Source organism: Ensifer sp. EB106-05-01-XG146 (genome assembly GCF_058791875.1).
The window spans coordinates 383487-395994 of sequence record NZ_JBYTDX010000001.1; the positions used below are offsets into that span (position 1 = coordinate 383487).

Sequence of the window (12508 nt, forward strand, 5' to 3'; positions counted from 1 at the left end):
ATGACCCGTGTCGCATCCGCCCTCTTCAGCCGCCTCGTCATCATCATCCCCTATGCCTGGCTGCTGTTCTTCTTCCTGATCCCCTTCTTCATCGTCTTCCGCATCTCGCTGTCGCAGACGGCGGTGGCCATGCCACCCTATACGCCGGTCTTCGATCTCTTCGGCGGCCTGTCCGGCATCCTTGAAAAGGCGCGGGAATTCTCCTTTGACAACTACGTCTGGCTGACGGAAGACGTCCTCTACTTCAACGCCTATGTGTCGAGCGTCATCATCGCGGGCGTCTCGACCGTGCTGACGCTGCTGATCGCCTATCCGGTTGCCTACGGTATGGCGAAAGCGCCGAAGACCATTCGCCCGACGCTGCTGATGCTGGTGATCCTGCCCTTCTGGACGAGCTTCCTGATCCGCGTCTACGCCTGGATCGCGATCCTCAAACCCGAGGGGCTGCTCAACCAGTTCCTGATGAGCATCAACGTCATCGACCAGCCGCTGATCATCCTCAACACCAATTGGGCGATCTATATCGGCATCGTCTATTCCTATCTGCCCTTCATGGTGCTGCCGATCTATTCGTCGCTTGAGAAGATGGATCACACCCTGACGGAGGCCGCGCTCGACCTCGGCTGCACGCCGTTTACCGCCTTCTGGCGCGTGACATTCCCGCTGTCGCTGGCGGGCGTCGTCGCCGGCTGCCTGCTGGTCTTCATCCCAGCCGTCGGCGAATTCGTTATCCCCGACCTGCTTGGCGGTTCGGAAACACTGATGATCGGCAAGACGCTCTGGAACGAGTTCAACGCCAACCGCGACTGGCCGGTCTCTTCGGCCGTGGCGACGATCCTGCTTTTGATCCTGGTGTTGCCGATCGTCTACTTCCAGAACGCCCAGGCCAAAGCCGACAGCGAGGGGAGGTAGGACATGGGCAACTGGTCACGCTTCAACATCGCCTCGATCGTGCTCGGCTTCGGCTTTCTCTACCTGCCGATCGTGCTTCTGGTGATCTTCTCCTTCAACGAATCGAAGCTCGTCACCGTCTGGGCGGGCTTTTCGACCAAGTGGTACACGCAGCTCTTGCATAACCAGGCGCTGCTCGATGCTGCCTGGGTGACGATTCGCGTCGCGCTGATCTCGGCGACCTTCGCCACCGTGCTCGGTACGCTCGCGGCTTTGGCGCTCGTCCGCTACACGCGCTTCCGTGGCCGCATGCTGTTTTCCGGCATGGTTTATGCACCGCTCGTCATGCCCGAGGTGATCACCGGCCTGTCGCTGCTGTTGTTGTTCGTTGCCATCGGTCTCGACCGCGGCTTCTGGACGATCACGCTGGCGCACATCACCTTCACCATGTGCTTCGTTGCCGTGGTGGTGCAGTCGCGGTTGCTCAGCTTCGACCGGTCGATCGAAGAGGCAGCCCTCGATCTCGGCGCCACGCCGGTCACGACCTTCTTCTCGATCACCCTTCCGGTCATCGCGCCCGCGGTGTTTTCCGGCTGGGTTCTCGCCTTCACGCTGTCGCTGGACGATCTGGTGATCTCGAGTTTCACCACGGGACCGGGCGCCACGACGCTGCCGATGAAGATCTACAGTCAGGTGCGGCTGGGCGTGACGCCGGAAATCAACGCGATCTGCACCATCCTCATCGGTGTCGTCGCCATCGGGGTGGTCGTTGCCTCGATCGTCACCAAGCAGCGCGAGGCGCAGCGCGAACGGGACGAGCGGGCGGCCTTCGCCCAGTCCTGAACGGTGCGAATTCGAGACTAGCGTGACGCGGCTTGTCCGCCACGAACCGACGGCTGGTGTCTCTGACGCCGGCCGTTTTCAGTTGGGTTCGCCAAGAACCGACAGGGGGGAGATCACTGCATTCGGCCAGGAACCGCCGACGAAGAAACGCAGCCTTTGCCCGGCATTCAATGTGTCGGTGTAGGTGCCTGCGAGCGCCAGGCTGCCGCTGCGGTAGGGAATGACGCCGTTGACCGAGAGATTGCCGGTCTGGCCGGCAAAGAGCGCTCGGTTCAGCCGCGCCGACCCTTCCCCGAAGCTGGCTTCGATATCCGCCGTCTGGAAGGCGAAGTTGCCATCGCTCGCCTGCGCCAGCGAAAAGAATTCGCCGGCCCGGACAAGGTTCGCAAAGGCATTTGCATCGAAGCCGGTGAGGTTGCCGTTGGCGAGCGAAAGCCTGATGCGGCCGGAAGCCTCGGCCACCTGCGCGCGCCAGAACGGGTGTTCCGTCGTAAGGTCCAGATTGACATTGCCCCGGCCGGTCGGAACCGGGCCGGTGAAACCGAAGTCAGCAAGGGCGGCAGCAAGGTCGGCATTCTTCAGCACCAGTTCCAGACGGCCACCGCCGGCCAGCCCCTCTTCCGAAGCGGCGAGCCGCCCGCTGAGCCGGCCGTTGGCATAGGTGCTGTCGGCGACGTCGATGGAGGCGCGCCCGTGATCGATGATGACGCCGGCGGCGAGATCTTCGAGCCGTAGCGGGCCTACCAGTGCCTCCTGCGCCGACAGCCGCACATCGGCACGCCAGCTGCGCGCGAACGCGTCGCCGAGTTGTTGTGTGAGTTCGTCCGGCTCCAGCGGGTCGATGAACGGCTGCAGCCCATTGAGATCGATGCGGTCGAAGGCGAGCGTGCCTTCGACGCGGTGGATATCGTCGATCGGCGTGGAGATGTCGAGGATGCCGGTCGCGTTGGCACCGCCGAGCGTCAGTTGAAGCTCGTCGAGCTTCAGCGAGGCCTTACCGCTGGTGACGTTGGCGCTGAGGCTGAAGCCGCTGTCCGGCAATGCGCCCGCCGCCTTGCCTTTGTACCAGGCGGCAAGGGCCTGCAGCGAGGCCGTCGAAACCTGCAGCCGTCCCGCGGCAGTCGGTGCAGGGGAGAGATTGCCGTTGCCTTCGAACGAGAGACTGAGCGCCGCCGAGGATAGCGACGTCTTGAGCGCCGCATCGTGGCCGGTCAGCAGCATCAGCGGTTCGTTGCATTCGAGCGTCCAGGCGACCGTCTGTCCGCCAAGGCTTCCCGAAAGCCGGGCGCTGAGCTGCTTGGTGAACGAAGGCCAGGAGACGGTTCCGGATATGCCGGAAAATTCCCGGGTCTGGTTGGTGACGAGGTCGATGATCTGCAGGCGGCCGTTTTCGACGGTGACATCGCCGAACGGCGTATCCTTCTCGGCAGCCTGTGTGTCCGGGGTACTCAGCCAGTGCGGCCGCTGCCAGTTGAGTGTGCCGTCCGTGTGCCGCTCGAGCGTGACGACGGGCTCGATCAGCCGGATATCGTCCAGCGCCGGTGTGCCGTCGATCGCTGAAAACAGGCTGAACGTCGCGGTAATGCTGCCGATATGCGCGAGCTTGCGGGACGATCCATCCGTAGTTTCGATCGTCGCCGAGCGGAGCGTCAAAGTCGGTTCCGGCCAGAAGCTGATCTCGGGATTGCCCGATATTCGGCTCTTTCCGCCGGACCAGGCGTCCAGCATATGCTCCACGGTCGGACGCACGTTCGTCGTCGAAATCACCAGAGGCAGGACGGCGTTGTAGCCGGCTGCAAGCCCGACGCCGATCGCGGCCGGCCACAGGAAATGGCGGCGCCGCAGCTGCGACAACAGGCGTACGTCGCGCATCATATGCAGAAATTTACGTCTCATGTCCGCCTGGTCGCCGTCGCTTGGGTCACGTGAGCTTGGATAGGCCTTCGGTCCTCAGAAATCAAATGCGACGGACAGGCAACAGACAGGTAAATGTCGTCCACGCGATGACGAGGCGCTTTCCGGTGCTGTTTATTTTGCGATGCAGCATGGTATAGAGGGCATGGAGCAGGAGTGGAGGAAAGCATGCACGCAGAGCAGCCGTTGTGGGTTCCAGGTCCGGAAATCCTTGCGCATAGCCCCATGGCCGAATTCATCGCCTGGAGCAGCAAACGCTTCGGCAGAACCTTTGCGGATTACGATGCCTTCGACGCCTGGTCGGTGGCCGAGCGCGGCGACTTCTGGACCGCGGTTTGGGAGCACTGCGGCGTCATCGGCGAACGCGGCGCAACAGCCCTCGTCAACGGCGACCGCATGCTCGATGCTCGCTTCTTCCCCGACGCGAAGCTGAACTTTGCCGAGAACCTTCTTCGCGAAACCGGCGACGGCGACGCGCTCGTCTTCCGCGGTGAAGACAAGGTCGAGTATCGCCTGTCGTGGGACGAGCTTCGCGCGCTCGTGTCGCGCCTGCAGCAGGCGCTGAAGGCTCAGGGTATCGGCCCCGGCGATCGCGTTGCGGCTATGATGCCGAACATGCCCGAAACGATCGCGTTGATGCTGGCGACCGCCTCGATCGGCGCGATCTGGTCGTCCTGTTCTCCCGATTTCGGCGAGCAGGGCGTCCTCGATCGTTTCGGCCAGATCACGCCGAAGCTGTTCATTGCCTGCGACGGCTATTGGTACAACGGCAAGGGCCAGGACGTCGATGTGAAGGTTCGCGCGGTCTCCAAGGCCCTTGGCGTGCCGGCGCTGATCGTTCCCTATGCCGGCGACAGCGCGGCGCTGGCGGCCTCGATCGAGGGTGGCGCAACCCTTGCCGATTTCATCGCGCCGTTTGCGGCAACAACCCTGACCTTCGAACGCTTGCCCTTCAGCCATCCGCTCTACGTGCTGTTTTCCTCGGGCACGACGGGCGTTCCCAAATGCATCGTGCATTCGGCCGGTGGCACGCTGCTGCAGCATCTGAAGGAGCATCGTTTCCACTGCGGCCTTCGCCGCGGCGAAAAGCTCTTCTATTTCACCACCTGCGGCTGGATGATGTGGAATTGGCTGGTTTCCGGATTGGCCGTCGGCGCGACCCTCTGCCTGTTCGACGGCTCGCCCTTCTATCCCGACGGCAACGTGCTCTTCGACTATGCCGCAGCCGAGACGTTCGCGGTGTTCGGCACCTCGGCGAAGTACATCGACGCCGTGCGCAAGGGCGGCTTCGTACCGGCCAACACGCATGATCTTTCCACCCTTCGGCTGTTGACCTCGACCGGTTCGCCGCTGTCGCCGGAAGGCTTCTCCTTCGTCTACGAAGGCATCAAGTCTGACGTTCAGCTTGCGTCGATCTCGGGCGGGACCGACATTGTTTCCTGCTTCGTCCTCGGCAACCCGCTGAAGCCCGTCTGGCGCGGCGAGATCCAGGGGCCGGGTCTTGGCTTGGCGATCGACGTCTGGAACGACGAGGGGCAATCGGTGCGCGGTGAGAAGGGGGAACTCGTTTGCACCAAGGCATTCCCGTCGATGCCGGTGATGTTCTGGAACGATCCCGAGGGCGCCAAGTATCGCGCCGCCTATTTCGAGCGCTTTGACAATGTCTGGTGCCATGGCGACTTCGCCGAATGGACCGAACACGGCGGTATCATCATCCACGGCCGGTCGGACGCGACGCTGAATCCCGGTGGGGTGCGCATCGGCACGGCAGAGATCTACAATCAGGTCGAGCAGATGGAGGAGGTCGCAGAGGCGCTCTGCATCGGGCAGGACTGGGAAGACGACGTGCGCGTCGTTCTCTTCGTTCGTCTCGCCGCCGGCGTCGCCCTGACCGACGACCTGACGAAGGCGATCAAGAACCGCATCCGCGTCGGCGCCTCGCCGCGCCACGTGCCGGCAAAGGTGATCGCGGTCGCCGATATCCCGCGCACGAAGTCCGGCAAGATCGTCGAACTCGCGGTCCGCGATGTCGTGCACGGCCGTCCGGTGAAGAACAAGGAGGCGCTCGCCAACCCCGAGGCGCTTGATCTTTACGCCGGACTGGATGCCCTTAAAAATTGAGGGCGCGTTAACGGATTCGCGTGATTGGAATTAACCAAGGCTTCAGACTTGCTGAAAAATCCCTAAAATTGCGGATCCGGCGGGTAAGGTCTTGTTAAGGATTGGGGGCGCATGGTCATGCCAACTTGAGGCCGATCGATGTTGGATCGGCGTTCGGCAGAGATGCCGTCGCGGACATGACGTCGTTACTTCTCGAGCGATTGTTGGTTTAGCATTCAACTATCGAGGTGGCCTCCCAGCCACCTTTTTTTTGCGTTTCTCGCCCGCCAGGCCTTGCTGAACGGGGCTCAGGAGCGGCGTTCGAGCGACCGCGACACGAGGATGACCGGGATCATGCCGGCGACGACGATGATCATCGCGGCGACCGAAGCGTCTTCGACCTTGGCCCGAGACGCGTCTTCGTAGACGAGCGTGGCGAGCGTGTTGAAGTTGAAGGGTCTGAGCATGATCGTTGCCGAAAGCTCCTTCATCGTCTCGATGAAGACGAGGAGAGCGGCGGTCAGTACCGCCGGCCGCATCATCGGCAAAAGCACGGTGCGCAAAGTCTGGCCGCCGGTCCGGCCGAGCGCGCGCGCCGCCATGTCGAGATGCGGCGAAAGCTTCTGGAAACCCGCTTCGAGCGAGCCCTCGGCCATGGTGAGGAAGCGCACGCTGCAGGCGTAGATGATCGCAAAGCCGGTGCCGGTCATCATCAACCCGGTGGAGATACCGAACGTATCGCGCATGCCGGCATCGATAATGTTGTCGAGAGCGGCCAGCGGGAAGAGCACGCCGATCGCAAGAACAGTGCCGGGCACGCCATAGCCGAAGGAGGCGAGCCGCCCGGCGATGTCGCTCACCCGAGAATGCCCCGTGCGCGCAGCATAGGCGAGCACGAAACCGAGCAGAACGGTAACCGTTGCGGTCGCACCTGAGACGAGGATGCTATGAAAGAGCGCGTTGAGCAGCCGCGGCTCGATGAACTGGTCGATGCGCTTGAGCGCATAATTGCCGAGGATCAGCACGGGTACGGCAAAGCCTGAAACCACGGGCAGCAGGCAGGCGACCATGGCGGCCCACTTCTTCCAGCCGGACAGTATGAGCCGGGCAGCATCGTGGACGGCGGACGTCGTCTTCTGGCTGGAGAAGCGCTGGCGCCGCCGTGCGGCCCGCTCGATCATCATCAGGCCGATGACGAAGACCAGCATGATGCAGGCGATCTGCGCGGCGCCCGCGAGGCTGCCGCGGTTCAGCCAGGTGTCGAAGATCGAGAAGGTCAGCGTCTGCACGCCAAGGAATTCGACCGCGCCGATGTCGTTCAGCGTTTCCATCGCCACCAGCGTCAGGCCGATCATGATGGCCGGGCGGGCCATCGGGATCTGGATGCGGAAGAACACCTTCAGCGGCCCGGCGCCGAGCGTGCGGGCGACGTCGGCGGCCGCGCGTCCCTGCATCAGGAACATCGAACGGCAGGCGAGGTAGATATAGGGATAGAGAACCGAACTCAGCACGAGCACGGCGCCGCCGAGCGAGCGGATATCCGGAAACCAGTAGTCACGGCTCGTCTTGAAGCCGAAGATCGCGCGGATCAGTCCCTGCACCGGCCCGGTAAAGGTGAAAAGCTCGCCGAACGCATAGGCAGCGAGATAGGCGGGGATTGCAAGCGGCAACACCAGTGCTGCCGACAGGAAGCGCCGCAGCGGAAACTCGCAGCTTGCGACAAGCCAGGCCGTGAGGATGCCGGCGAAGGCGGTCACGGCACCCGTCAGCGAGATCAAGAGCAGCGTGCGCCCGGTGGCGCGCGGAATGACGTTCTGCATCAGATGCGGCCAGTCGCCGCCGCCGCCCGAGATCGCCAGCCAGGCGATCGCGATGATCGGCATCAGCACGATGACCGATGTCAATCCGGCCCATGTCGCCAGCAGGGGATGCGAAAGACCGGTTCCGGCACGCGCATGGCGGCGCTTGATGCTCTGAGATGTGGACTGCAATCGATCGATTCCGCGGCATGACGGCAAGAAATGGCCAAGGGCGGCCAGCAAACTGGCCACCACAAGTCAACATTTCCTTATAGCATCCGGCCTCAGTTCGCCAAGACGCGTTGTGACGGGAAGGAAATTTCCACCAGCGTTCCCTCGTTGGGTGCCGAGGTGATCGAGAAGTGGGCGCGGTTCGCCTCCGCCATCGCCTTGGTGAGCGGCAGCCCGAGCCCGGTGCCGTCGCCACGCTTGCGCGCGCCTGTCGTCACCTGCCGGAACGGTTTCATCGCCTGGTCCAGTTCGCCGCGGGTCATGCCGACGCCGGTGTCGCGGATCCTCAGCATGACGCTACCGTTCGCCTCGTAGGAGGTCGACACCACGATCTGGCCGCCCGACGGCGTGAAACGGATGGCGTTCGCCAGAATGTTGAGCGCGATCTGCTTGATCGACCGGCCGTCGGCCACGACGTTCGGCACGGCTGCCGAAAGCGAGGTGCGGATGATGACGCGCTGGCTGTTGGCCTGCGGCTGGACGAGCGACACGGCTTCCGAGACCGCGTCGTTGATCTCGACGGCGCCGAAATCGAGTTCCATTTCGCCTGCTTCGATCTTCGAGATGTCGAGCAGATCGTTGACGATATCGAGCACGTGGCGGCCCGACCGGCCGATGTCGCCGGCATATTCGATGTAGCGCGGGTGACCGACCGGGCCGAAATGCTCGCTCGCCATCATGTCGGAAAAGCCGATGATCGCGTTGAGCGGCGTGCGGATCTCGTGGCTGACGCGGGCGAGGAACTCGGTCTTGTGGGCATTGGCCGTTTCCGCGGCGCGCTTGGCGTTCCGGAGTTCCTCTTCGGTGCGTTTCCACTGGGTGATGTCGCGGATCACGGCGCAAAAGCCATTGGAGGCCGAAAGCCGGCCGATGGTCATGAACAGCGGAATGAAGCCGCCATTCGCTTCCCGCCCGATCACCTCGCGTCCGTCGTTCAGCACACTCGCGACGCCGTGGCCGGAAAGCCCGTGCAGGTAGTCGATCACTGCCTTCTGGCTTTCGTGAGCGAAGAGCGCGGCGAAAGGTTTGCCGCGGATCTCGCCCTCGTCATAGTTGAAGAGCGCGCTTGCCGAGCGGTTCATCGAGCGGATGTCGCCGTCATGCCCGAGAATCACGACGCCATCTGTCGCGGTTTCGAGGATGGACTTGAGTTCGTCGATTTCCGTCTTCAGACGGTCGACGTCGTCACCGGAGATGGCATCGTCTGCTTTGGTCGACGGCGCGTTCGCGGCTGCCGGCGTCAGCGCCAGCATCAGCGCGCTCCGGCCGTCCCAGCGGATCGTGTGCAGCCGTGCGATGACCGGCCGCATCTGACCGTCCCTGCGGATCAGCATCATCGTGCCGTCGGGTTCCTGGTCGGTCGCCTCTTCGCCATTGGCAAAGAGTGCGTCAAGGCCGCCTTCCCGGACAAAGTCGTCGAGGTCGCCATAGGCGGTGAGCCGCAGAAATTCCGGATTGGCGTGCAGCAGCTCTTCCCCGCGATGCACGAGCATACCGATTGGCAGGCTGTCGAGGATCTCGCCGCTAAGGCCGATATCTGCCGCTTGCTGCTCGAGATGCACGTTCGCCTGTTCGTCCTCGGCTGCGCCGTCGTCGGTCTCTTCTCCGGTTTCTTCCGCGCCAGTCTGTTCTTCTGCCGCTGGCGTCGAGGAAGTGATGGCTTCGTGCGCGTCTACCGGGAAGGGTGTGCTTGCATCGGCCGCTGCGTCGCTTTCCTCTGCGGGTGCGGTTTCCGCCGGCCTGCCAAAATGCTCGCCCAATTGCCGCGCGATCTCGCGGAACGCCGCCTGTTCGCCCCGCGTCAGCGCGGTCGCCGCGCGATGTTTCTCGAGCTCGACGATCTTGTCGGAGACGGGGGGCTCAGCGTTGTCGACGAGCTGTAGGGCAGGGCGCTCTCCCTGGAAGAGATCGTCAGTTGCGGCGACCTGTTCGTCTGCGGCAACTTCGGCTGCATGGTTCGGCTCTGCCTCTGCCTCCTCGCTGGAGGTGAGGGTCTGGTCTTGGGGCGCATCACGATCCTGCGCAGCTGCGACAGGCTCGGCCTCCGTTTCGGAGGACCTCTGCGCGACGACCTGCACCTCGTCGGCGGACCGCTCCTCGATCTCAGGGCCGACGGTCTCAGGATCGACCGCTGGAGTATGCGCGTGGTCTTCCGACGGCGTCGCTTCCGCGGCAGCTTCTGCCGTCATGTCCGTTGCGGCGCCGAACGTCAGGCCGTTGGCGTGTTCGTCTTCGACGGCATCGGCAAGGCGCACGATACCGAAACCGCGAAAGCCGTCGAATTCGCGTGAGCGCGAGTAGGTGGGCAGGGCCGCCAGGTCGACCGGAACCTTGAGGCTGGTGCCCTGCACGGGCCAGAAAATCGTCTTGCCCGACCAGGTGTCGCGGCGCTGCAGCAGCGCGCCGATCTTCTGATCAGGATCGAGGTCGTAGCGTGCTGCCACGTGGTTAAAGGTGGTGCCGATCACATCGGCGGCACGCGGGCCGACGGCGGTGGCGAATTCCTCGGAAATCTCGCTGAAGCGGCCTTCGGCGTCGATCTTCCAGACGAAGCGTACCGCACGGCCGCCGGGCACGAAGGCGAAGTCGGCCTGCTCCGTTTCAGTGGTGCCGGCATCGGTCGCCTCTACCGTCTCATCCTCGCGAGTGACCTCTTCCGTCACGGGGATTTCCGCGGCAACCGGCGTGTCGGTCGCGGTCACGTCGGTCGCGACCGCAAGCGCCGGCTCGCCGTCATCTTCCGCTGGCTCCACGCCCTGCGCCGAAGTTTCCGCACCTGCGGCGGCAAGCGCCTCCGGTTCCTCCGGTAGAGCGACCTGGCCTGCAGCGACGTGGACGTCTGCGTCCTCAAGGTCGCCATCGTCCTGTGGCGCGGCAACCGCTTCGACGGACTCCGCCTGTTCGAATGCGTCGGCCAGGGCAGCGTCTTCGGCTGGTGCAGCGCTTTCGACCGGCGCTTCGGCCGGTTCGACGATATCCTTTGCCTCCGGGGCCGGTGTCTCGGCGGTCGGTTCCAGCTCTTCGGCCAGCGGCAGGATCGGCAACACTTGCGCCGCCGAGGTCTCTTCGTCCGGATCGAGCGTGCCGAGAATGGTCTCGACAGCAAAGAGCAGATGCAGCGACGGTTCGTCGGCGATCTTGCCGACCGCGGCCGGCAGGTGCCCCTTCCGCGTTGCGACTGGGCGCTTGATCAGCCAGTCGTGGTCTCGGCCGACCGTATCGACGAGCTGCTTGCGCGTCTCGTCCGACATGCCGAGATCGATGAAGCCCGGCGAGTGTGCGATGATGCCGCCGTTGCCATCGAGAACGGCCATGTGGGTGTCCGGGCCGTCGAGGCCGGCGATCATGCGCGCAGCACGATCCTCAAGCGACAGCGGCGTGCCCGAATGCGGTGCAGTAAAGAGCACCGCGTCCTCGTCCGGGCGCACGCGGATCATCTCCACGCTCACATTGAGCGGTGTGCCGCGGAAACCCGAGAACTTCCGGATCGAAAGCTGGCGCCGGTCGCCGGCGCGCACGAGCTGCGCTCCCGCGGCCTTGAGCTGACGCAGCGACAGCTCGCCCTGATCCGGTCCCGCATCGATGAAATCATAGATCGACCCGGCGCCGAAAAAGGCCGCGCCCTGGTCGTTGGCCCAGAGAATGCGCGCAAAGTCCCGCGAAAACAGGATCGCCGCGTCGCCGCGGGCAAAATGCTCCCGCACCCGCGCATGCACGGCGATATCAATGAAGGGATACTGTCTCGCGGGCATAAAGGGGGCCTATTGACGGATCGCTTGCGGGTTAACACTCTATTAATACCCGGCAGGCCCGCAAGGGTCCAGCGAGGGCCGGAGCTTCGTCACGGCTTTCAGCGCGAAAGGTTAATTCTCCGGATTTTGTGCACTGCACAATTTTATTGCAATGCACAAGCAAGTAGTTTATATAATGCGCATCAATCAACGGCGCCTCTGAAGAGGGCCAGACACCAAGGAGCGCTTTCATGGCTACCAAGAAGACCGACGACGTATTTTCCCTTTCCTCTTTCGACCCGGCGAAGTTCACCGACAGCTTCCGCGACTTCGCGGAAAAGGGTGCCGTCCAGTCGAAGGAAGCCTATGCCAAGATGAAGACCGCTGCCGAAGAGGCAACGAAGACCGTTGAAGCAACGCTCGAAAGCGCCCAGACCGGCTCCGTCGAACTCGGTCTCAAGGCCATCGACGCACTGCGCACCAATGCCGAAAACTCGCTGTCTCACATGGAAGCGCTGCTCGGCGTGAAGTCGCTGTCGGAATTCGTCGAACTGCAGACGAGCTTTGTCCGCAAGCAGGCCGAACTCGCGGTCGAGCAGGCGAAGTCGATGCAGGAAGCCACCAAGAAGGTTGCCGAAAACGTCACCAAGCCGGGCAAGGACGCCGCTGAAAAGGCGATGTCGTCCTTCAAGAAGGTCTAAAGTCAACCGACCGCGCCGGCTGAACGATGGCGACAGACCGCTGTCGCCGAATTCTGCCATCTGCGCCCAAAACCAAGAATCCGGATGGCTTGCCATCCGGATTTTTTCCAGGATAATCTCAAGTTAAGGCTTGCAAAGCGACGGAAGTCTCCGTATGTGAGCCGCCAAGCGACTGATGTCGCTTTATGTGCGGTTGTAGCTCAGTTGGTTAGAGCGCAGGTTTGTGGCACCTGAGGTCGTAGGTTCGATTCCCACCAACCGTACCATTTCTTCCCTATACGATAGGTATCGCGATTTG

At 63.2% G+C, this 12508-nt stretch carries 7 protein-coding genes and 1 tRNA gene; 5 read left to right on the forward strand and 3 right to left on the reverse strand.

Annotation, left to right across the window (positions count from 1 at the left end):
- On the forward strand, positions 1-912 hold the full coding sequence (locus AC3WVQ_RS01785) for an ABC transporter permease subunit (RefSeq protein ID WP_034800826.1): 912 nt from the start codon (positions 1-3) through the stop codon (positions 910-912).
- 3 nt (positions 913-915) lie between these two features.
- On the forward strand, positions 916-1734 hold the full coding sequence (locus AC3WVQ_RS01790; protein ID WP_090294938.1) for an ABC transporter permease subunit: 819 nt from the start codon (positions 916-918) through the stop codon (positions 1732-1734).
- A gap of 78 nt (positions 1735-1812) precedes the next feature.
- On the opposite strand, the gene AC3WVQ_RS01795 is transcribed toward AC3WVQ_RS01790, so the two are convergent.
- On the reverse strand, positions 1813-3630 hold the full coding sequence (locus tag AC3WVQ_RS01795) for an AsmA family protein (RefSeq protein ID WP_090294936.1): 1818 nt from the start codon (positions 3628-3630) through the stop codon (positions 1813-1815).
- A gap of 186 nt (positions 3631-3816) precedes the next feature.
- Between AC3WVQ_RS01795 and AC3WVQ_RS01800 the strand changes: the two genes are divergently transcribed.
- Positions 3817-5769 (forward strand): acetoacetate--CoA ligase, encoded by a 1953-nt coding sequence (locus tag AC3WVQ_RS01800; RefSeq protein WP_090294935.1) that lies wholly within the window; start codon positions 3817-3819, stop codon positions 5767-5769.
- Between the two features lie 287 nt (positions 5770-6056).
- Here the strand turns inward: AC3WVQ_RS01800 and AC3WVQ_RS01805 are convergent, their stop codons facing one another.
- Positions 6057-7739 (reverse strand): ABC transporter permease, encoded by a 1683-nt coding sequence (locus tag AC3WVQ_RS01805; protein WP_090295126.1) that lies wholly within the window; start codon positions 7737-7739, stop codon positions 6057-6059.
- Between the two features lie 92 nt (positions 7740-7831).
- The gene (locus AC3WVQ_RS01810) at positions 7832-11530 is read right to left on the reverse strand and encodes a PAS domain-containing sensor histidine kinase (protein ID WP_110818516.1); all 3699 of its coding nucleotides are present in this window, start codon (positions 11528-11530) and stop codon (positions 7832-7834) included.
- 230 nt (positions 11531-11760) lie between these two features.
- Between AC3WVQ_RS01810 and AC3WVQ_RS01815 the strand changes: the two genes are divergently transcribed.
- Positions 11761-12210, forward strand: a complete 450-nt coding sequence (locus tag AC3WVQ_RS01815) for a phasin (RefSeq protein WP_034800834.1) — start codon at positions 11761-11763, stop codon at positions 12208-12210.
- Between the two features lie 189 nt (positions 12211-12399).
- Positions 12400-12476, forward strand: a tRNA-His gene (locus tag AC3WVQ_RS01820).
- Positions 12477-12508 lie beyond the last annotated feature (32 nt).